Origin of the sequence: Enterococcus sp. SB12, from assembly GCF_030910025.2 — a bacterium.
Taxonomy (GTDB): Bacteria; Bacillota; Bacilli; order Lactobacillales; family Enterococcaceae; genus Enterococcus_B; species Enterococcus_B faecium.
This window is the reverse complement of record NZ_CP175675.1, coordinates 2157225-2179271: the sequence shown is the minus strand read 5'-3', so window position 1 is coordinate 2179271 and position 22047 is coordinate 2157225. Positions and strand designations below refer to the sequence as shown.

General features: G+C 36.2%; 19 protein-coding genes, 2 tRNA genes and 4 pseudogenes. 21 read left to right on the top strand and 4 right to left on the bottom strand.

Translation table 11 applies throughout. From position 1 onward, the window contains the following. Nucleotides 1-158 precede the first annotated feature (158 nt). From RBL01_RS10885 to RBL01_RS10860, 6 genes are all read left to right on the top strand, one after another. Nucleotides 159-632, top strand: a complete 474-nt coding sequence (locus RBL01_RS10885; protein ID WP_002319008.1) for a ferrous iron transport protein A — start codon at nt 159-161, stop codon at nt 630-632. Then, on the top strand, nt 629-2761 hold the full coding sequence (feoB, locus tag RBL01_RS10880) for a ferrous iron transport protein B (RefSeq protein ID WP_002319009.1): 2133 nt from the start codon (nt 629-631) through the stop codon (nt 2759-2761). Before RBL01_RS10885 ends, feoB begins: the two co-directional genes overlap by 4 nt. Nucleotide 2762: 1 nt before the next feature. Continuing rightward, on the top strand, nt 2763-2897 hold the full coding sequence (locus RBL01_RS10875; RefSeq protein ID WP_002339871.1) for a hypothetical protein: 135 nt from the start codon (nt 2763-2765) through the stop codon (nt 2895-2897). Between the two features lie 93 nt (nt 2898-2990). Continuing rightward, nucleotides 2991-3635 (top strand): GntR family transcriptional regulator, encoded by a 645-nt coding sequence (locus RBL01_RS10870; protein WP_002287801.1) that lies wholly within the window; start codon nt 2991-2993, stop codon nt 3633-3635. A gap of 186 nt (nt 3636-3821) precedes the next feature. Beyond that, nucleotides 3822-5015 (top strand): glycine betaine/L-proline ABC transporter ATP-binding protein, encoded by a 1194-nt coding sequence (locus RBL01_RS10865; RefSeq protein ID WP_002319011.1) that lies wholly within the window; start codon nt 3822-3824, stop codon nt 5013-5015. Further along, nucleotides 5008-6732, top strand: coding sequence for an ABC transporter permease/substrate binding protein (locus RBL01_RS10860; protein ID WP_002319012.1), 1725 nt, complete (start codon nt 5008-5010; stop codon nt 6730-6732). The genes RBL01_RS10865 and RBL01_RS10860 overlap by 8 nt, the downstream gene beginning before the upstream one ends. Before the next feature lie 272 nt (nt 6733-7004). Here RBL01_RS10860 and RBL01_RS10855 read toward each other — a convergent pair whose 3' ends face one another. Next, on the bottom strand, nt 7005-8174 hold the full coding sequence (locus RBL01_RS10855) for an IS256 family transposase (protein ID WP_002300314.1): 1170 nt from the start codon (nt 8172-8174) through the stop codon (nt 7005-7007). 288 nt (nt 8175-8462) lie between these two features. Here RBL01_RS10855 and RBL01_RS10850 point away from each other — a divergent pair, with 288 nt between their 5' ends. The 3 genes and pseudogenes from RBL01_RS10850 (at nt 8463) to RBL01_RS10840 (ending at nt 9222) form a co-directional block, all read left to right on the top strand. Further along, nucleotides 8463-8660 carry a class II bacteriocin gene (locus tag RBL01_RS10850; protein WP_002304799.1) on the top strand — a complete coding sequence of 66 codons (198 nt, stop codon included), beginning with the start codon at nt 8463-8465 and terminating at the stop codon, nt 8658-8660. A gap of 1 nt (nt 8661) precedes the next feature. Continuing rightward, the gene (locus RBL01_RS10845) at nt 8662-8973 is read left to right on the top strand and encodes a bacteriocin immunity protein (protein ID WP_002287810.1); all 312 of its coding nucleotides are present in this window, start codon (nt 8662-8664) and stop codon (nt 8971-8973) included. Between the two features lie 103 nt (nt 8974-9076). Then, nucleotides 9077-9222, top strand: a pseudogene (locus RBL01_RS10840) (EntF family bacteriocin induction factor). On the opposite strand, the gene RBL01_RS10835 reads toward RBL01_RS10840, so the two are convergent. Further along, entirely contained in the window at nt 9214-10173 is a 960-nt protein-coding gene (locus tag RBL01_RS10835; RefSeq protein ID WP_002293280.1) for an IS30-like element IS6770 family transposase, read from the bottom strand. The pseudogene RBL01_RS10840 and the gene RBL01_RS10835 overlap by 9 nt on opposite strands. Nucleotides 10174-10365: 192 nt before the next feature. Here RBL01_RS10835 and RBL01_RS10830 point away from each other — a divergent pair. Then, nucleotides 10366-10692 (top strand): annotated as a pseudogene (locus tag RBL01_RS10830) (ATP-binding protein); the annotation flags it as partial. A 41-nt stretch (nt 10693-10733) separates the two neighbouring features. Here the strand turns inward: RBL01_RS10830 and RBL01_RS10825 are convergent. Beyond that, nucleotides 10734-11859 (bottom strand): annotated as a pseudogene (locus tag RBL01_RS10825) (IS3 family transposase). An 80-nt stretch (nt 11860-11939) separates the two neighbouring features. On the opposite strand from RBL01_RS10825, the pseudogene RBL01_RS10820 reads away from it, so the two are divergent. From RBL01_RS10820 to RBL01_RS10800, 5 genes and pseudogenes are all read left to right on the top strand, one after another. Then, a pseudogene (locus tag RBL01_RS10820) lies at nt 11940-12305 on the top strand (N-acetylmuramoyl-L-alanine amidase); the annotation flags it as partial. Nucleotides 12306-12578: 273 nt separating this feature from the next. Next, nucleotides 12579-13670 carry a hypothetical protein gene (locus RBL01_RS10815; RefSeq protein ID WP_307780851.1) on the top strand — a complete coding sequence of 364 codons (1092 nt, stop codon included), beginning with the start codon at nt 12579-12581 and terminating at the stop codon, nt 13668-13670. Further along, entirely contained in the window at nt 13603-13980 is a 378-nt protein-coding gene (locus tag RBL01_RS10810) for a hypothetical protein (protein ID WP_307780850.1), read from the top strand. The genes RBL01_RS10815 and RBL01_RS10810 overlap by 68 nt, the downstream gene beginning before the upstream one ends. After that, the gene (locus RBL01_RS10805) at nt 13973-14626 is read left to right on the top strand and encodes a restriction endonuclease (protein ID WP_307780849.1); all 654 of its coding nucleotides are present in this window, start codon (nt 13973-13975) and stop codon (nt 14624-14626) included. The genes RBL01_RS10810 and RBL01_RS10805 overlap by 8 nt, the downstream gene beginning before the upstream one ends. 345 nt (nt 14627-14971) lie before the next feature. Next, a tRNA-Ile gene (locus tag RBL01_RS10800) sits at nt 14972-15045 on the top strand. Nucleotides 15046-15227: 182 nt separating this feature from the next. Here the strand turns inward: RBL01_RS10800 and RBL01_RS10795 are convergent. Further along, nucleotides 15228-15300: transfer RNA gene (locus RBL01_RS10795), tRNA-Lys, on the bottom strand. Between the two features lie 380 nt (nt 15301-15680). On the opposite strand from RBL01_RS10795, the gene RBL01_RS10790 reads away from it, so the two are divergent. The 6 genes from RBL01_RS10790 to RBL01_RS10765 all read left to right on the top strand — a co-directional run bounded on the left by RBL01_RS10790 (nt 15681) and on the right by RBL01_RS10765 (nt 22014). Next, nucleotides 15681-16250 carry a DUF1836 domain-containing protein gene (locus RBL01_RS10790; RefSeq protein ID WP_002322652.1) on the top strand — a complete coding sequence of 190 codons (570 nt, stop codon included), beginning with the start codon at nt 15681-15683 and terminating at the stop codon, nt 16248-16250. Beyond that, nucleotides 16237-17097, top strand: a complete 861-nt coding sequence (locus RBL01_RS10785; RefSeq protein ID WP_307780848.1) for a DegV family protein — start codon at nt 16237-16239, stop codon at nt 17095-17097. The genes RBL01_RS10790 and RBL01_RS10785 overlap by 14 nt, the downstream gene beginning before the upstream one ends. A gap of 189 nt (nt 17098-17286) precedes the next feature. Continuing rightward, entirely contained in the window at nt 17287-17991 is a 705-nt protein-coding gene (yycF, locus tag RBL01_RS10780) for a response regulator YycF (protein WP_002288850.1), read from the top strand. Nucleotides 17992-17995: 4 nt separating this feature from the next. After that, nucleotides 17996-19831, top strand: a complete 1836-nt coding sequence (walK, locus tag RBL01_RS10775; protein WP_002294131.1) for a cell wall metabolism sensor histidine kinase WalK — start codon at nt 17996-17998, stop codon at nt 19829-19831. Next, nucleotides 19828-21144 carry a YycH family regulatory protein gene (locus RBL01_RS10770; protein WP_002318504.1) on the top strand — a complete coding sequence of 439 codons (1317 nt, stop codon included), beginning with the start codon at nt 19828-19830 and terminating at the stop codon, nt 21142-21144. The genes walK and RBL01_RS10770 overlap by 4 nt, the downstream gene beginning before the upstream one ends. Next, nucleotides 21145-22014 carry a two-component system regulatory protein YycI gene (locus RBL01_RS10765; protein WP_002288853.1) on the top strand — a complete coding sequence of 290 codons (870 nt, stop codon included), beginning with the start codon at nt 21145-21147 and terminating at the stop codon, nt 22012-22014. Nucleotides 22015-22047: the final 33 nt, after the last annotated feature.

The window sequence follows — 22047 nt, the reverse complement described above, 5'->3', positions numbered from 1 at the left end:
AGATTCGCTCATAATATCACAAGTATAATTGACATTCTCAATTACCGAGAGTATTCTATGTGAGAATGATTCTCATTTATTTGCGTAACACGTAAGAAAATTAGAACATATAATGAATGATTTTAATACATGATTTATTTCACAAGAGAGGAATCAATATGCAGACCTTAGCGCAGGCAAAGCAAAATTTCGTTTATCAAGTCGAACGAATCGAAACAGAAGAAAAAACAAAACGCCATTTGCAAAATATCGGGATCGTTGCCGGAAGTAAAATCGTCGTCGTCAATTTATCAGGCAACAATGCCATTTTACTGGTAAAAAGTCATCGAGTGGCAGTAAGTCGGGAAATACTAGGTCAAATCTTTGTCAATAAAAAGACTGCTTCCTCTGAAAGCTGGACTTCTCTTGATCAATTAAAAGCAGGAGATACTGGGATCGTCGTAGCAATCCACGGACAAGGCGCAGTGAAGCGACGGTTAATGGATATGGGATTGACGCGAAATGTAAAAATAGTTATCCGAAAACTAGCCCCTCTGGGAGATCCAATCGAACTGACAGTGCGAGGGTATGAACTGACGTTACGAAAGTCAGAGGCCGAACTAATCTTGATACAAAGGGAGGAAAAAGAATGAATATCGCGTTAGTCGGAAATCCAAACAGCGGGAAAACTAGCTTGTTCAATCTCTTGACTGGTTCGAATCAATATGTAGGGAATTGGCCGGGCGTAACAGTAGAAAAAAAAGAAGGATCGTTGAAAAAAAATCCGAACATTCATATTCAGGACCTACCCGGCATCTATTCTTTGTCTCCTTATACACCAGAAGAAGTGATTGCAAGAGATTATTTGGTTCAGGAACAGCCTGAACTGATCATCAACATTATTGATGCTACCAATTTAGAACGGAATCTTTATTTAACTACGCAGTTATTGGATTTAGACATTCCTATGATCATTGGTCTGAATATGATGGATGTCATCAAAAAAGAAGGAAAAAAAATCAATCTAGAAAAGCTTTCCTATGGTCTTGGTGTACCAGTTTTACCAATCAGCGTATTGAAAAAGCAAGGAATCGAAAAACTAATCGAAAAGATTCAGGAGTCTGCAAAAAAGCGGCCTTCTATTCCTGTTCCCTGTACATATGATCCACGTGTAGAAGCAGCTTTACATGAAATTGAAGATGTACTAGGAGAACAAAGCGGCAAGAAACGCTGGTATGCAATGAAATATTTTGAACGAGATCAGAAGGTAAGAGAGGATTACGAGATAGCAGTTTCTCAGCAAAAAGAGATCGAGCAACTGATCCAGTTAACAGAGAAACTATTGGACGACGATAGTGAGACGATTCTGGTCAATGAACGTTATGAATTTATTACCCAACTATGTACACTCTGTGTTGTGTCAAATGATTCTTTCCAATTATCGATGAGTGACAAAATCGATCAGATTGCAACGAATCGTTGGTTAGCCTTGCCGATCTTCGCATTTGTGATGTGGCTGATCTATTATCTGGCTATTCAAACAGTAGGAACAATGGGGACAGATTGGATCAATGACACATTGTTTGGTACATGGTTACCAGAACATGTTGGCAGATTGTTAGCTGAATGGCAAGTAGCGGGATGGATGCAGGAGCTGATCTTGAACGGCATCATCGCAGGCGTGGGAGCAGTGTTAGGATTTCTACCGCAATTGATTATATTGTTTTTATGCTTGAGCTTTCTGGAAGACTGCGGATATATGGCGAGGATCGCTTTTGTCATGGATCGACTTTTCAGGAAATTCGGTCTTTCAGGAAAATCCTTCATTCCTATGCTGATTGCTACAGGATGTGGAGTGCCAGGCGTCATGGCCAGTCGCACGATTGAAAACGAGCAAGATCGTCGTTTGACGATCATGGTCACAACCTTCATGCCTTGTTCTGCAAAGTTGCCGATTATTGCCTTAGTAGCAGGGGCCTTTTTTCCTCATCAATCTTGGGTAGCTCCTTCTGCCTATTTTCTTGGTATGACTGCAATTATTTTCTCTGGAATCAGCTTGAAAAAAACACGTTTGTTTGCTGGAGATACAGCTCCTTTTATCATGGAATTGCCCGCATATCATTTTCCTCAATGGTCAGCGGTCCTAAGACAAACCTATGACCGCAGCAAGTCTTTTGTTAAAAAAGCAGGAACGATTATCTTTGTTTCTAGTATCGTGATCTGGTTCAGCTCTTCTTATAATTTTTATGCTCAACCTGTTTCTGAAGACCAAAGTATCTTAGCCTTTTTCGGGCGAATCCTGGCAGTTGTTTTTCAGCCGCTTGGTTGGGGAAACTGGCAAGGAACAGTCGCAGCGATTACAGGATTGGTCGCTAAAGAAAATATTATTGGCACATTTGGTATTTTGTTTGGTCATGCGGAAGTATCCGAAAATGGCAGAGAAATCTGGCAAGTGCTACAACACACATATACTCCCGCAGCAGCTTATTCATTGTTAGCCTTCAATTTACTTTGTGCGCCTTGTTTTGCGGCAATTGGGGCTATCCATCGGGAAATGAATGCCAAGAAATGGACTTGGATCGCCATAGGCTATCAATGCGGTTTAGCTTATTTAGTTAGTTTTGTGATTTATCAGTTGGGACACTTATTGGAGGGTGGACAGGTAGCGTTAGGGACGTATCTTGCTATTTTACTGATGATAGGACTCGTTTATGTTTTGTTCCGTCAGCCAAAATCCAAGAACCAGTTTTATACTATATTGTCATTAGAAGGAGAGGAATAGGATGGCGACATTTTTATTAAGTGTGTTAATCTTTGGAAGTGTAGGCGCCATTGTCTATACTCGTTTAAAATCCGGTAAGAATTGTGATGACTGTCAAACAGCTTGCCCAGTAAAAAAGGAACAGATCAAGCGATGATCAGTCGTTGCAAGAGGCTATTCTCCCCTTTTTTGCTTATTTTGCTAGAGCATAGTAAGATGAGGGAAAGTAAAAAAAGAAAGAGGAAAGAAAATGTCTGGAAAGAAAAAAATCGTCCGCCCGCGCTACCAGCAGATTGCTGTTGATTTAGCCGAACGTATCGTTGAAAACCGATATAAAGTGGGTGAGAAGATCCATGCCCGCTCAACACTTGCCAGTACGTACAATGCTTCTCCTGAGACTACCCGCAAGGCTATCAATGTGCTGGTAGATCTTGGAATCATGGAAGTACGGCATGGAAGTGGGGCATTTGTTGCTTCGAAGGAAAAAGCAAAAGATTTCCTATTGCAATATCAAGATGTACAATCCATCCAAGATACAAAAGCAGAAATCATGGCAAGTGTGGAGAAGCAACAAGATGAGCTGAATCATTTTTCTCAATTATTGGATCAGCTGGTCAATCAAACGAAGCGAATACATAAGATGAATCCTTTACTTCCGTTTGAATTATCTTTATCAGAAAAAGCAATGCATCTGGACCGTTCGATTAGCGAGTTGAATATCTGGCAGGCGACTGGCGCCACAGTTATCGCAATTTCTCATAATGAAGAACTGCTTGTTTCACCTGGCCCCTATGCTAAATTTACGGCAGGGGACATCGTTCATTTTATTGGAAATGAATATACGCTACAGCGTATGACAAACTTTTTTTACCCGGAGCATCAGCTTGCAGAATGATTGTGTGAAATATTAAAAAAATATTAACTTGGCTAAACCTTTTATTTACAAAGATTTAGCCAAGTTTTTTTCAGTTTGGACAAGCAAATTTCTTTCATTTTTGACAAAGTGACTACATGATGTTAACATAGTGTGGTCACTTTTTTCAGAAAGAAAAATGAATTTACATAAAAAAGGAGAATTTGTTTGGTAAAAGTAGAAGTAAAACATTTAACAAAGATATTTGGTAAAAAGACACAAGCCGCTTTAGATATGATGAATGATCACCAGCCGAAAACGGAGATTTTAAAGAAAACCGGTGCAACGGTTGGTGTGTATGACGTGAATTTTGACGTAAAAGAAGGAGAAATCTTCGTGATCATGGGGCTTTCCGGGAGTGGGAAATCCACATTGATCCGTCTATTGAATCGTCTGATTGAGCCAACTTCGGGCAGTATCTATATTGATGGAGAAGATGTATCGAAGTTAAGCAAAGAAGAATTGCGAGAAGTCCGTCGTCATAAAATCAATATGGTTTTCCAAAACTTCGGTCTGTTTCCACATCGAACGATCTTGGAAAATACAGAATACGGGTTAGAAGTCCGTGGTATACCTAAAGAAGAACGACAAGAAAAAGCAGAAAAAGCATTAGAAAATTCTAGTTTGCTTTCATTTAAAGACCAATATCCTAGTCAGTTATCTGGTGGGATGCAACAACGGGTTGGCCTAGCCAGAGCTTTAGCAAATGATCCTGAGATCTTGCTGATGGACGAAGCGTTCTCGGCTCTTGATCCGCTGATCCGTCGAGAAATGCAAGACGAATTACTGGACCTGCAAGCCAATGTTCAAAAAACGATTATTTTCATTACCCATGATTTGAATGAAGCTTTACGGATTGGGGACAGAATCGCCTTGATGAAAGACGGCGAAATCATGCAGATCGGAACAGGTGAAGAAATATTGACCAATCCAGCAAATGATTATGTACGTGAATTTGTGGAAGAAGTCGATCGTTCCAAAGTGCTTACGGCTCAAAACATCATGGTACCTGCATTGACGACGAATATCGAATCTGATGGACCAAACGTTGCATTGACAAGGATGCGTAATGAAGAAGTCAGCATGCTGATGGCTGTTGACAGAAAGAGACACCTGAAAGGGATCATCACTGCAGATCAAGCGTTAGAAGCTAGGAAGCAAAAACGTCCATTGATCGACTTCCTAGATGAAAATGTGACGGTGATCGGGAAAGACATGGTGGTAAGTGATATTTTCAATATTATTTATGACTCACCGACTCCACTTGCAGTTGTAGAGGATGGAAAATTAAAAGGTGTCGTCATCCGAGGTAGTGTGATTGAAGCATTAGCAGAAACAAGCGAGGTGAGTGAACATGAATAATCTATTGAACTATCAATTACCAGTGGCAAACTGGGTAGAAAATATCACAGAATGGTTTACGACAACTTTTTCTGGCCTATTTTCATTTTTACAAACGATCGGACAGGCAGTGATGTCGGGGATTACAAATTTACTGTTAGTGATTCCAGCTCCTTTGTTTATCTTGTTATTGACGATAGCAGCTTTCTTTATTTCTAAGAAACGTCCAGGACTTACGTTGTTCACATTAATCGGTCTATGGTTTATTTATAACCAAGGTCTATGGAATGATTTGATGAATACTGTCACACTTGTTCTTTTATCTAGTGTGATCTCGATCATCATTGGGGTACCATTAGGGATCTTGATGGCAAAAAGCAGTAAAGCCCAAAGTATTATCAAACCGATCCTTGACTTTATGCAGACAATGCCAGGATTCGTTTATTTGATTCCAGCAGTTGCATTTTTCGGTATCGGGATGGTTCCAGGGGTATTTGCCTCAGTCATCTTTGCTTTGCCACCAACCGTTCGTTTTACGAATTTAGGGATTCGACAAGTTCCTAAAGAATTAGTAGAAGCTTCTGATTCATTCGGGAGCACAAGTCGTCAAAAACTATTCAAACTAGAATTGCCTTTAGCTAAAAGTACGATCATGGCAGGGATCAATCAAACAACAATGCTGTCACTTTCAATGGTCGTTATTGCCTCTATGATCGGTGCACCCGGCTTAGGACGCGGCGTATTATCAGCATTGCAAAGAGCACAAGTCGGGAATGGATTTGTCAACGGCGTTGCATTAGTTATCTTAGCAATCATCATTGACCGTTTTACACAGCATTTGAACCAGCCAAACAATAAAAAAGCTGCAGGAGCAGCAACACAGAAAAGTAAAAAACGTCAAGGATTGATCATTGGTGCTGTAGTAGTGATCTTAGGTGCGATTGGTATAGGGAGTTTTTCATCTGCCAAAGAAACAAAACGTATCAACTTATCTTATGTTGAATGGGATACAGAAGTTGCTTCAACAAATGTAGTCGGTGAAGTATTGAAACAAATGGGCTATGATGTAACGATGACGCCATTAGATAATTCAATCATGTGGAAATCTGTTTCAAATGGCGAGTCAGATGCCATGGTTTCAGCTTGGCTACCTAAAACTCATGGTTCACAATATGCACAATATAAAGATCAAGTCGAAGACCTAGGTGCCAATTTGACAGGAGCAAAAGTTGGTTTAGCAGTGCCAGCCTACATGGATGTAAATTCGATCGATGAGTTAACCGATCAGGCAGGTAAGAAAATCATAGGAATCGAGCCAGGAGCTGGTGTAGTTACGGCTGCTGAAAACACGATCCAAAAATATGACAACTTGAAAGACTGGAAAGTAGAGACATCTTCTTCAGGAGCAATGACCGTTGCACTAGGTCAAGCGATCAAAAAACACGAACCAATTGTAGTTACAGGATGGACACCTCATTGGATGTTTGCCAAATATGATCTGAAATACTTAGAAGATCCTGAAAACGGAATGGGAAGCGAAGAGCAGATCCATACGATGGTTCGAAAAGGATTGAAAGAAGACCAGCCAGAAGCTTACAAAGTATTAGACAATTTCCATTGGTCAGAAAAAGATATGGAAAAAGTTATGTTGGAAATCAACAATGGAAAAGATCCACAGCAAGCAGCAAAAGACTGGATCAAAGAGAACCAAGAATTAGTCGAAAGCTGGAAAAAATAAAAAGACAGACACGAAATAAATGGAGCTTCCAAAATTGGATCAAATATCCAAATTTGGAAGCTCCATATTCGTCTCTCTCTTTTTTGTCTATAAAAGAAGAGAATGCGTAGCTCATCTTCGAAACGTCCAAAGACGCCGACAAACTATTATGAATTTATGGGTGCGAGTCAAAGAGATCGATCGTAGGTATGAAAGACTAATGTGATTAAAGTTTATTATGTGGTTGCGTCAAGAATTATGTGTAAATGGAAAAGCCCATTCTGTTGATCAAGTTAAAACATTGATTCTAATGTATCATGTATTTCTTTAAAACCTTTATGAACTCGGCATAGAAACTTTTGATTATAGTTGTTGAATTGAGATACTAGAAATCTCTCCAGAGATTCTTCATTAGGAAATTGCTCTTTTCTTTTGGTATATTTCTTTAATTGTTTGTTAAAACCTTCAATCAAATTAGTTGAATAAATAGTTCTTCTGATTGACGGAGGGAAATTATAAAAGGTTAATATAGCAGGATTCATGAGCAATTTAACCACTCGTGGATACTGCTTTTTCCATTTATCTATCATAAACCTTATTTGATTATTTGCTTCTTCTTTTGAACTTGCTTGATAAACTAATTTGAAATCGCTACAGATTTCTTGTCGATCACTAACACGAACCTTATGAGCGATATTTCTAGATATATGGACACAACATTGTTGAAATTGAGCATTTGGATAAACACTATGAATACTATCGTTAATGCCACTTAAACCATCAGTTACGACTAATAAAACCTCTTTTAAACCACGGTCTTTTAGGTCTTGAAGAATCTCTTTCCAAACATAAGCAGATTCAGTTGGAGCAAGACTAAACCCAAGAACCTCTTTGGTTCCATCTAATCGAATGCCAATTACAATATAAACTGCTTCTTTTGAAACAGTTTGTCTTTTTAAAGGAATGTGAGTAGCATCCATAAAAATGACAGAGTATCTGGATTCTAAGGACCTTTCTTTAAAGGCAATAATATCTTCAGAAACTATTTTAGTCATATTTGAAATGGTTTGTGGCGTATAGTGATGCCCGTACATTTTTTCAATCAATTCAGAGATTTCAGACATAGTAATTCCTTTTTGAAATAGCTGAATAATAGTGGTTTCTAAAGAGTCATTGGTTCTTTTATAAGCAGGCAAAGTTTGTTGAGAAAACTTACCATTTCTATCTCTAGGAATCACCAAATTTAATTCTCCATACTCTGTTCTGAATGAACGTGAATAATTCCCATTACGGGAATTACCTGAATTGAACCCAGCACGATCATATTTTTCATAATCAAGAAAAGCTGTTAATTCAGCCTGCAATAATGAATTAACAGCTAATTCTAAATGACATCGAAATAATTCATCTAAATCACCTTTATTGATTAGTGTTTCCATAATTTCTGTAGTAAAATTGGGCATGAGAAAGTCCTCCTATAAAATTTCGGTTGTGGTAACTTTAATTTTACAGAATGGACTTTCTTTTTTTCTACCCTAAATATCTATTTACACAAAATATTTTACGCTATCTATTATGTACGAAGTGCATTCTCAAAAAATATTAAAGAATATACATAGTTTATATACTTAAAAGTGATTAAATTCTTATTCAGGAATTATTTTGCTACGTTTCAAGAAGGAATTGTTTTTTGAAATTTAATGAATGTTAGAATAATAGTCTAAAAACATTAATTTAGGGGTGATTAGATTATGAAACATTTAAAAATTTTGTCTATTAAAGAGACACAACTTATCTATGGGGGTACCACTCATAGTGGAAAATATTATGGAAATGGAGTGTATTGCACTAAAAATAAATGTACGGTCGATTGGGCCAAGGCAACTACTTGTATTGCAGGAATGTCTATAGGTGGTTTTTTAGGTGGAGCAATTCCAGGGAAGTGCTAAAATGAAAAAAAATGCTAAGCAAATTGTTCATGAATTATATAATGATATATCTATAAGTAAAGATCCTAAATATTCTGATATTCTTGAGGTTTTACAAAAGGTATATTTAAAATTAGAAAAACAAAAATATGAATTAGATCCCAGTCCTTTAATAAATAGATTGGTGAATTATCTATATTTTACTGCTTATACTAATAAAATAAGATTCACTGAATATCAAGAGGAATTAATAAGAAATTTGAGTGAAATTGGAAGAACTGCTGGAATAAATGGTTTATATCGAGCAGATTATGGAGATAAATCTCAATTTTAATGATACTTATAATATTAAATATGTCTCAAAATTTTTTGATTAGAAAAATAGGTATATTGAATCAGTGCCATAAAAGTATTTATAGTTTGTAGGGGGAATCGTAATGGAAGAAAAAAATAGACTAATGCTAAACAATGTTCAGATCAAGAGCTTAAAAAAATTAAAGGAGGTGCTGGAACAAAACCTCAAGGAAAACCGGCATCAAATTTAGTGGAATGTGTTTTTTCATTATATGATTTATCAAATTAAGCTAGAATAAAATGCTTCTTGTACATAGCTCAAAAATATTTCGATTGGTGTTCTGTAATTCAATGATTTTCTTGGAATATGATTACGTTGATTGCTGACACTGGAAATAAATGTCTGATTCACTTCTCTAAAATCCATTGATTTCGGCAGTCCATTACGACGCAGAATCCCGTTAGAATTTTCGTTTAATGGGCGTTGAGAAGGTGTTCCAGGGTCCGCAAAATATATATCAATATCATGTTGGTTACTAATGGCTTTCCAGTTAGAAAATTCTTTTCCACAGTCAAACGTAATAGATTTAAAGAAGTTTTTAGGGAAGCGAGAAAACCATTGATTAAGGGCAGTTTCAATATCTAATGCCTTACGGCCGTTGGGTTTAATCGTGATAATGACTTTAGATAATCTTTCAACTAAAGTAATGACGGCACTTTTATGATGAATGCCAACGATCGTATCACCTTCAAGGTGACCAAACTCAGAATTGAAATCAGGATAATTATCAGGTCGATCATGGATTGAGCGCTGATACTGTTGTTTTCCCCGTTTTTCCTGATGGCCATTGGGTTTTCTTTTACCTTTCATCGGTAGTGTGTCAATATCAAATATTCCTTTAGAAAATAAACGATAAAGTGTTCTCATACCGCATGAAACAGGCCTTTCTTTTCGCCCGATAATGACGTCAGGCGTCCAACCAAGAGTGACTTTCTCTTTAATGTAATCTACTTCATGAGCAGGTAATTGAATGACTTTTCTCCCACATTTTTTCTTATTTTCTTTATACTGGTGCCAATAATCAAGAGCAGTCTTACCTTGCTTGAACTTATTGACTACATTATAAATAGTTTGTATAGCACGTCCCATTCGGTTAGCGATTTCAACCGGCTTATTATGTTGAAGATAATATGATTCTATCATTGTCAGTTCGTCTATGGTAAGATGTTTGTAGGTCATTTATGGTTACACTCCTTTGTTTTCTTTCGTCGGAAATACAATTTGAGTGTACCATAAATGCCTTTTTATTTTTCTAACTTAATTTTACAATTCGCGTTATTTAAAAAGTGTAACTAAAATTTTTTTTATGATATCCTAAAATCAGGAGGGGATCTCTTGATTACTATCGATACAAAAGCTTATCTATTAAGAATGTTCGTGGGAAACTTTTTCTTTTTTCTCTTATTTTATATGACTAATACTGATCTTAACAAAAGAAAATATCTTTTTGTATGTTTATTGATACCACTCACTTTTTTTGTTGAATTATTTACTGATGTTTCCGCAGCTATACCTATAATCGGAAGTTATTTTATATTAAAGGAAAAGAAGAAAACTAATATAGTGCTTTTAAATAAATTACTATTATGTATGCTTATTGATGATTTCAGATCTATTATTACTTCCATGGTTATGACGTATATGTTTTCATTTGAAGGGATAAAAGGGTATGGTTATGTAGTATTCCAAATAATGCTTGGATTTGAGTCAATATCTTGGACACATTTTAGTAGAGACGGTTAAGCCATTTTTTCTTTTGCTAATTCTTCAAATTCCTGTGGGGTTAGATAGTGAATCGAGCTATGGATTCGATTTCGGTTATAAAATCCTTCAATGTAGCTAAATAGCGCTCGATTTGCTTCTTCAAAATCTGAGTAGCTAGTCGTGTAGACTTCTTCTTTTTTCAATGAGGCATGGAAAGATTCGATTCCAGCATTATCATAAGGTGTTCCTTTTCTACTATAAGAATGCCTTATTTTGTTGGTTTTAAGCCATTGTTCCACTTCTCTTGCTGTGTATTGGCTGCCCAAGTCAGTGTGTAGAATCATTCCTTCTGGAATGTGATAATGTATTTTTGCTTTATTCAATGTTTGAATGACACAATCCACAGTCATTCGTTTTGAAAATGTATAACTAATAATTTTTTTCGTGTGTAAATCCATGATTGAAGATAAGTAACACCAACCATTTTTCTTAGTAGGAATGTACGTAATGTCAGCTGCCCATTTCTCACAGATCGTTTCAGTAGAAAAGTCCTGATTTAAGAGATTCTCTTTTGAAATGATCGGTTTATTAGACCTTTGAGGTCTATATTTTTTAACTACAATCGACCTTAAATTTAATTGTTTCATTAGCTTTTGGACATGTTTAAGAGATACTGAAATCCCTTCTTTTAATAAAACTTGATGGATCTTTGTGGCACCATAGCGTTGTTTATTCGTAAAAAAATTGTTGAAATCTTCTTTTTCAACTTATTATTTCTGATTTCTGTAGCTGTCAACGGTTTATTCTTATAAAAATAATAGACACTTCTAGGGATTTCTAATAACCGACACAACAAAGAAACAGTGTAATCCTTACACCATTTTTCAATAAATTGAACAAGCGAATTTAGGTTTTCCGAGAGAATATGGCTGCGGCTTTTTTTAAGATTTCAAGTTCCTCATTTAAACGAGCATTTTCTTTTCTCAGTTCAGCTACTTCTTTTCCAGTCAGTCCTGTGGACTGATCAGGTAAATATAAATTCTTCCATTTGTAAATCGTTGCTTCAGATAAGCCATATTCTTTCGCTAACCCTCGAACAGAACGTCCAGTTTGATTCAGTTCAACAATCATTTGTTTAAAATTTTCTTCATATCGGGTCATAAAAATTCATCCTCTCGTAGATAAGTTTAATTTATTCTTGTCTCTACGAAAAGCTGTCTAAGATTTGATACTAACACCAAACTAGAGCAGGTGCAGCAAATCCTACACTGACAGATGGAACGAATTACGCCCACATTGATCAGTTTGGGGAAATCGAAAATGCGAACTTGCACGTCGCTGGATGGCACATTGCTAACTATAAATACGAGTACATTTTCATCATGGACTATAATACTGGCAAAGAATTAGTTCGAGTGAGAGCTGATGGGATTTATAGACCAGACGTAAATCAAGCTTATAATACTTCTGGAAATGTCGGATACCACGTATCATTTAACATGCGTAATTTCCCTAATAAGAAAGTATACGTTATGATGCGAGCAACGAATGATCCTAAAGGAAACACTAAAGATGGAGCGCAAGATTTTCACGATAAACGGTGGTAATTGAATATTCCGCAAAGATAAAAATAGCCCCTCGATGAGGGGCGGTACTTGGAATCATATATGACATTTTTGTTACAAATTTAATGTTATGAATATCACAAAATGTTGTTTTAATATCATAAACGTTTAACTTGAACTTATGTTCCCCCGTGTGTTAAAGTGATTTTATAATCCTCAAAGATTATATCTGCTAAGAAGCCCAGAGGCTATTGTCTTTAGGGCTTTCTTTTGGTTTAATTGTAGATAAAGAAACAAAGAAAAGGAGATTTTTGTATGTTTGAGGAATACTTTAAAGAAGAGATTAAAATAATGCCCAATTTTTTAAAAACAAAATACATACGTTCTGTAAGAGGGTTAATAAAAGATCAGAAATTTGAAGATGCTAAATCCTCAGTCGATGCCATATTAGGTAAAGGGAATGGTACAGAAACATCTTTACAAGAAATTATGGAGCAGAATAATGAATTACTACTTGAAGCCTATAAAAATATAGAAGCAAATAAGAGTTTTAAATACAGTGCTTTATTTGAGTTAGACGATGAAAGAAATTCAAGCGAAATCATAAGATTAATAACTAGAAATAATAATATAGTAGATTCAACTATAAAATTGGGCACTCCATCTAAAGATTTCAAAGCAGTTAAATTAAATGATATAATAAAGTTCACATTTTTACTTGATGGACTAAGAATTGAAAACGGAATACCTGTTCCCACTAAAACCACATATTCAGTTGCAGTTAAAGTTTGGGATTTACAAAATGAATCTAGAAAATTTGTTGAAATAGATGCTGATAATGTAGCCTCTTATTTTAGACTAGATAGAGTTAATTTTTTTGAACAAATGATAAATACAGTTTCAGAATATCTTCAAACAGAATTTTCCTTAACTTTGATTCCAGTAGATTTGTTGCAGACTTTGGAAGAAATAAAAGAAAAAGAAAAAAAGGGGGAATTAGATAATTTACCAAAAGCTTCAGCACAAAAAATGGTGTTAAGTTCAGGTTCACAAGCAATTTTAGATTCAAATGATGCCGAGACTATAATCTTACCTATTTTAGGAGAATTAAGAAATTTAATAGATGATAACGAAGAATTGTTTTCAAAATCGTTAGATGTTAAAATTCTTTTAGAAGAGTTCATAAGAGATACAGAAACGATGTCCGATTTACCATGGATTACATTTACTTGGGATGATAAGATAAAAAGTAAGAAAATTCAAGTCAAATTTGTTTTATCAGAATATCCATATACTCTTTTGAATTACTACAGTCATACTAAAGGAAGGAGCGGAATGAATGATGTCATTGAATCCTTGCTCAAAGAGTATTGCAGTAAAAACAATAACAGAGAAGAAAGGACTTGATGAAGCAAAGGTAATCGATTTTTTTAAAATTTTAGAGAAGAAAAGTACTTCTAGAGTTTATGTTTCTGTTATAAGACGTTTTTTTGATATACGTGAGAGAGATTCATTGGATATTGTTGAAATCCTTAGCAAATTAGATATTTTGAAGCCGGTTTATAAAATCAAAATATCAGACACATTGCTTCCGTCCGAGTATGAGTATTTACGTGACATTCCAGAAAATATTTTTATAGAAGATTTATATGAAGATATAACCATAGATTTTTCTAAGCATGTATTTCTTTTCTTTAGGGTGATAAAAGATGAATAATAATTTAACGGCTCTTATACAAGCGGCGAAATGTAATCCAGGTATTTTTAAATCAGAATATATTTTTACTAAAAAAGAATCAGACTCAATTAATCAATTAATCAAAAAAATAAAAGATGATAACTTTAGTAATACAAAGGAAAAGGGCGATGCATTAGAATCATTGATAGATCAGATATTTAAAACACATCACATTTACAAAGTTAAAAGGAATTTAAAAACAACTACTAATGAAATAGATTTATTTTTAGAGTTAGATTTTTTTGGCAACCAGATTAATAATGTAATTGAAAAAGAATGTTTACCAGATGAAGTTTTAGTAGAATGCAAAAATTACGGTACAAAATTGAATGTTAGCTGGATTGGAAAATTTGCGAGTTTAATGCGTGTATCAAAACTAACGCATGGTTTTTTTATGACTAAAGAGGGAATAACTGGACAACATAATTGGGATGCTAGTAAAGGTCTGATTAGAAAACTAGCTTTGAAAGATGAAAGTATAATTTTAGATTTTTTATTAACAGATTTTAAAGATTTAGAAGGTAAAACTTTAGTTGATTTAATTAGATTAAAAAGACAATCTTTGATTTTAGATGTAGAAATAGAAGACCTAATTGAAACTCATGATTTAGAAACATTAATATAGAAAAACCTCAACCAGTCATCCTTGGCTGAGGTTTTTTCATTTTTTCTGAAAAAGTTAAGAAAATAATAGACTAAAAAATAACTATGTGAGATAATGAACATAGAAATAAGCTTCAGATACTATCTAACCCTAGAGTCTTTCCCCAAAAGATAAGTATCCGAAGCTTTTTCTTTTTATAACTCGGAAATAATATCATAAAATAATATATTTTACAAACAAAAATAAACTGGTTTTTTTCTAGTGATTGTGTAATAATAAATTAGCCATCACAACATGAAGAATGAAACCCATTATTATCTAGTCTATGTCCATTCTTTTTGTTTGCAGTAGTTGTGATGGCTTCTCATACCTTTAGCTCAGTTGGTTAGAGCAGACGGCTCATAACCGTCCGGTCGTAGGTTCGAGTCCTACAGGGTACATATATACCAAAAGCACTCATCAATTTAATTGGTTGAGTGCTTTTTATTGTTATTAAAAATTAAAAAACTAAAATACATACCCGAATTTCATACCCGAAAAATAAAAAATGTCATCACGTACATCTTTTTCGAAACTACCGAAGTAGCCAAAGATGTACTGATGACGTGGGTTTGGCACCCAATGGGCCGTGAGGGGCTCGAACCCGCGACCCGCTGATTAAGAGTCAGCTGCTCTACCAACTGAGCTAACGGCCCGTACAAAAAGTACTTAATAATAGTAGCACTAAGAATTTTAAAATGCAAGACTACATTTAAAGAAAATCAGAAAAATCTTTACTTCCTTATAGGAAATCATTCATAGATTATTCACATTTGCTCGCTATTATATAAGCATACCAACAAACAAAGTTCTTGCAAGAGAACAAACCCTAACACTTTTTTCATTTTTTACTCCTTTCCCGCCGTCTCCCCGGCGGGTCTCCTGTTCTTAACGATAAAAGACAAGAAGGCTTATCCTTCTTGTTTTTTGTTTTCATGGAATCCCGCTAATCAAATTACCTAGTTAAAGCAACTAGATTGAATGTTTATCATAAGTCTGATATCATGTTTATGAAATGAAAAAAGGAGCGGTTATGATGGAAAAAATGCGTCAGCAATTAATGGAGTGGGGGAAGGAACTGGAAACATTCCGTCTGCCTCACTGGGAAGAACTCCCTGACTTAGAACTTTATATGGACCAAGTCAGAACGTTAGTTGATCGTTATCTTTCACCTGTGATACAAGGAGAAAAGCATCCATTGCTTACCTCTTCTATGGTAAACAATTACGTTAAACTAGGTTTGATACCAGCACCAGTTAAAAAAAGATATAACAAAGAACACGTAGCATTTTTACTTGCAATCACTACGTTGAAACAAGTATTGACTATTCCTGAAATCAAAGAAGGGATATTGTTCCAAGGAAAAACAGTAGGAATTCGTGAAGCCTATAATCTATTTTGCGATGAACAAGAAGCAGCTGTGTGGATGGTCAGCCAATTAGCACAAGGTAAATCTCATCCGCAAAAATTCGACCAGGCAACCCCTGTAGAATATATTGCTGTAAGAGCGGCAACTTTATCGTTTGCAATGAAACTTCTTGCGGAAAAAACGATTGTTCTAGAAACCGAATATTTAAAAGAGGAGAAAACAAATGAAAAACAATAAAATCGCAATTTTAGTAGATTCAGGTACGGATGTGCCAGAAGAATTGATAAAAAAATACGAGATGTATATGATCCCATTGAAAATTATTTATAAAGATCAGGTATATACAGATAAAATTGACATTACCCCTGAAGAGATCTATCAACGTTTGCCAGAGGAAATCCCTGGTACATCTTTGCCGGATGGTGAGTCGATCACAGAAATCTTTGAGCAAATCAAAAAAGACGGTTATGAAAAGGTACTTGCGGTAACAATTTCCAGTGGATTGAGCGGGACATATAATATGGTTCGTTTAATTGCACAACAGCAAGAAGAATTGGAAGCATATGTACTAGATACGAAAAATATTGGTATTGGTGCAGGTTTTTCTGCGATCCAAGCAGCAAAATGGCTGGAAGAAGGAGTAGAATGGGATCAACTGATCAGTAATCTGAATGAGTTAGTCGAAAGAACAAAAGTTTTCTTTAATGTTGCGACATTGGAATATCTTCAAAAAGGTGGACGAATCGGTTTAGTTGCTTCTATTGTAGGAACCGCTTTAAAACTTAACCCAATCATCTCATGTAATGAAGAAGGGATTTATTACACAGTAGGAAAAGCTAGGGGACGTAAAAAAAGTTTGGATAAAACGGTTGCTTACGTCAAAGAAAAAATCGGTAATGCAAAGGTCTTCAACTTAGCTGTTGCCCATGGGGATGCGAAAGAAGAAGCAATTGAAATGGAAGTGAGACTTAAAAGAGAGTTCCCACAAGCAAACCAAATCTACTTTGGCCAGATTTCTCCGGCATTAGTAGTCCACACTGGTCCGGGATTATTGGGTGTCGGTATACAAGTTTTAGAAGGATAAATCAAAAAAAGGAAACACTGAGGTGAAAATCAGTGTTTTCCTTTTTTATTGAAGTTAGAACAAAAAATAATAAAGTATTTTGCACTTTCATTTTAATTTTCTCTTTTGTTTTATAGGCAAAGATGAAACAAAAGCAGAAATACGGTATAATGAGAAGGTATGACAATAATATATAAGAGGTGGCTCTTTATGAAAAAAGTTTTAGTTGTCGATGATGAGAAGCCGATTTCGGATATCGTCAAATTCAATTTAGCCAAAGAAGGCTATGATGTTTATACTGCATATGATGGGGAAGAAGCCTTGGAAAAAGTTGCTGAGGTAGAACCTGATTTGATTTTACTTGATTTGATGCTACCTAAAATGGACGGCTTAGAAGTTGCTCGTGAGGTACGCAAAACTTATGATATGCCGATCATTATGGTAACAGCCAAAGATTCTGAAATTGATAAAGTCCTAGGCTTAGAGTTAGGCGCCGATGATTACGTGACCAAGCCATTTTCCAACCGAGAATTAGTTGCACGTGTCAAAGCAAATCTTCGTCGCGGTGCCACGGCTGCGAAGGAACCAGAAGAGGCAGCACCTGCGGAATTGACGATTGGTGATTTGACGATCCATCCAGAAGCTTACATGGTGACGAAACGAGGAGAAACAATCGAGTTAACACATCGTGAATTCGAACTACTCTTTTACTTGGCGAAGCACCTTGGACAAGTGATGACAAGAGAACATTTATTACAAACGGTTTGGGGTTATGATTATTTTGGAGATGTACGAACAGTGGATGTAACTGTACGTCGTTTGCGTGAAAAGATCGAAGATAATCCAAGCCATCCAAATTATTTAGTGACACGTCGTGGTGTCGGTTACTATTTGCGTAACCCAGAACAGGAGTAATTGGATGAAAAGAAAAGTCCGCTTTTTTCGATCAGTCAATTTTAAGATCGCTATTACCTTTATTCTGATTTTATTGATCTCGATCGAAATTATTGGTGCCTACTTTATACGTGGTTTAGAACGTTCCACGATCAATACATTTATTAAAGATATGAATCAAACGGTGGAATCATTAGCAACAACAATCAGCCCGGAATTGAATCGAAAAGATAATGCAGATGATGAAGAGGTAAATGCGAATATCAAAAGATTTATTGAAAACAGTGCGACTAGCGATATCATCGAAATACGGGTCGTTGACGAAAAAGGGATCATCCGAGGAACAACCGATGTCAATGAACAAAGCGCTGTGGGAAAGAAAAATGATTATGTTGATATCAATGATTTCACGACTAAACGTTATGTTGCTTTAGATAACGACGATAAACGGGTGAATATCAATGTTCAACCGATCCTGTCCCCGACCGGCGATGCCGTTATCGGGGCTCTTTACGTCAAAAGTAATATCGAACAAAAATATTCGGAAATCAATAACACAGCAGTCATTTTCTTTACTGCCTCACTAATTGCGGCATTTATTTCAATGATCGTATCTGTTTTAGTTGCTCGTTCGATTACACAGCCGATCGGTGAAATGAGAGAACAAGCCATTCGAATCGCTAGAGGAGACTACAGTCGGAAAGTCAAAGTGCATGGACAAGATGAACTTGGACAGCTGGCTGATACCTTCAATCAGTTAGCTGAACGTATTGAAGAAGCTCAAGATACAATGGAAGCTGAACGCAATCGTTTGGATAGCGTGCTATCCCATATGACAGACGGCGTCATTGCGACAGATCGCAGGGGTAAAGTCATTACGATCAATGATATGGCTGTTTCCTTGCTAGATATCAAAAACGAGGAAGCAATCGGACAATCGATTTTGACACTTTTAGATATCGAAGAAGAATATACGTTGCGGAAATTATTAGAAGATCCAAACGAAATGGTACTTGACCGTTCAACCAGTACATTGGAAAGTGATCAGATGATCTTGCGAGTAGACTTTTCTATGATCCGTCGCGAATCAGGTTTTATCAGCGGATTAGTAGCTGTCTTGCATGATGTGACAGAACAAGAAAAAACAGAACGGGAACGTCGTGAATTCGTCTCTAATGTTTCCCATGAACTTCGTACACCGTTGACAAGTATGCGTAGTTATATCGAAGCATTGAGCGAAGGTGCGTGGAAAGACGAGGAAGTAGCACCAAATTTTTTGAAGGTAACGCTAGATGAAACAGACCGAATGATTCGAATGATCAATGACCTCTTAAATCTATCTCGCATGGATACAGGTAATACCCAGCTTCAATTAGAATATGTCAATTTCAACGAGTTAGTGAATTTTGTTCTTGACCGGTTTGATATGATGGTGGGAAATCAGGAAAAAAATTATAAGATACGTCGTGAATTTACGCAAAGAGATCTTTGGGTCGAAGTAGATACAGATAAAATCATCCAAGTAGTCGATAATATCATGAATAACGCGATCAAGTATTCACCAGATGGGGGAACGATTACTTGTCGCTTATTAGAAACGCATAATAACGTGATTTTAAGTATCACCGATCAAGGATTGGGGATTCCTAAAAAAGATCTGAACCGAGTGTTCGAGCGGTTCTATCGAGTAGATAAAGCACGTGCAAGAGCACAAGGTGGGACAGGACTTGGATTAGCTATTTCTAGAGAAGTGATTAAGGCGCATCGAGGCGCTATTTGGGCAGAGAGCAAGGAAGGAAAAGGGTCGACTTTTTATATCTCGCTGCCATATGAACCTTATGAGGAGGAATGGTGGGAATGAGAATCTCTGAAAAAGTCGTTCGTATAGGACTCATTTTGATGGTTGCGTTAAGCATATACTTCTCTTATGCAATCTGGCTGAGCCCAGCAGGAAAAAGTTCAATCAACGTAGATGAGACAAACACTCAAATGATCGAGTCTCAAAGCAATCGAAAAACTTCCGAAGTCTTTCTTCCACTTCATGTTACATGGCACCATTCGGGAACGATCCAAGAAACCAACAGTGAAAATCTCGTGTACCGATTGCAATTGATCATCGATAAAGCAAGATTTGGAAAGCTTTCTGAAGTAGTTTCAGGAGACAAATCACAGTTTGAACAGGTGAAAAATCTGAACTCTGGTTTTGAGTTGGCCTATAATGCGCCTTTTTTGCTAAGAGAATACAAGGAAGCATTTGATTTAGATTTAGATGTGTCGAACTTGGCAAAAGAAAGCGAAAATATGTATTTTACTAGAATACAATTCGATCAAGGAAATAAAAAAATCCGATTTTTGAATTATTCGAACCATCTCGTATATGAAGCGAATATTTCGTTGAATTGGACAGATATCAATAAAGAATTAACAGCAAAAGACACAAAATGGACAGAAATGACAACAGAACCATCGACGATCGACACGCAATATGCTACGAAACATTCGATCAAACTGAAAAAGTATAGTTATATCCTGTCACAGCAACCCTATACACTTTTTAGAAATGCTTTTTTCCAGAAACCAGATAGCGTGAAGAATAATGATGAAAGCAATGAATTGATTTTTTACGGTGGGAATGAAACAATGTCTATCCATTCGGAAACGCAAGTAGTTGATTTTCGTGGAGAGCTGCCAGAGAAAAAAGAAAATGCTAGTGTATTTTCTGAAAGTTTCCCCTATATTAGCAAATTAGGCAGTTCTTTAGGGAACCTCAGATATTTTGACCGCAGTGACAATACGATCGATTATCGGATATTCGTGGAAGGCTTCCCGGTTTTTGGGACAGACAGCAGAGGACAGATTGGTGTGGAAGTTGGCGGTGAAACGAATGGTTCTGTGCAAGTGAATATCCAAACCAGTTTGAATACGATTCAAGTGCCGATACCTTCAGACGAAGAAGTAGAACTTGCAAGTACGAATGAAATCATCCAGCAGTTAAAAGCTAAGGGAGCAGATAGCAACAAGATTGGTTCAGTGATCGTTGGCTATACATGGCAAAATGTCAAAGAAACGAATCGTGTCGTTGATCTCTTACCTGAATGGTATGTGAAATATAAAGATAACTGGTATTCAGCTAACGACCTTCTGGAAAAATTACCTGGATTGGAGGCGAATTAATTGGATTTCAAAAAAATCGAATGGATATTTTTCGTCGCTTTTTTAGGGTTGAATGTGTTTTTATTCAGCAGTTATCATGACGCGGTATACCAAGAAAACAATGTCATTCGCTCTAATCAGACTGAATCAATCCAACAACGTCTGGCTAGCGACGATATCACTTACACGGGGAAGATTTCGTCTGAGAACAAGCAAGGCTATTATCTTAGCGCGGAGCAGACCAATCTTAGCACTTCATTAGCGAATTATCGCAAGGCTGGTAAAAGCGGCTTGCTGGCAAGTGGTGTGTTTTTAGACGGTGATGTTTTGACGAAATCTTTATCCAGTTCAGATGCTGAAAAGAACGTGATCGATCCAGATAAAATTAGTAGTTCCTTGGAAGATTTTTTATCTAACAAAGACAATATTTTATTCGGTAATGATTATGTGTACACGAAAAATTTTTCTCATTTAGAAGAAGAACCACTAGAAATCCAAGCAAGCCAAGAGTATGAAGGCATCCCATTCAATGATGATACAGCAAAAATCGTTCTTTCTTTAGAAAAAAACGATAATGATTATAGCATCACGAAATACATGCAGACGCATTTATCTGATATCGAGCAGCTGCGCGAAAAGACGGAACTGTATACGGAAGAGGAAGCAATCAATACATTGTACATCAATAACAAAATACCAAGAGGATCAAAAATTTTATGGCGTCAGCTAGCTTATTCCTGTATTCTGAAAGTCCGGGAAAAAAATGTGTATGTTCCTGTTTGGCATGTAGCGATCGAAACAAGCGATAAAGTGGTCCAAATCGAGAGCGTCAACGCTTTCAGCAATACGATCGTGACAAACAATACTGTACCAAAAGTGGAAGATCAATAAAAAAGCGAGTATAATGAAAAAAGTTTACAAAGT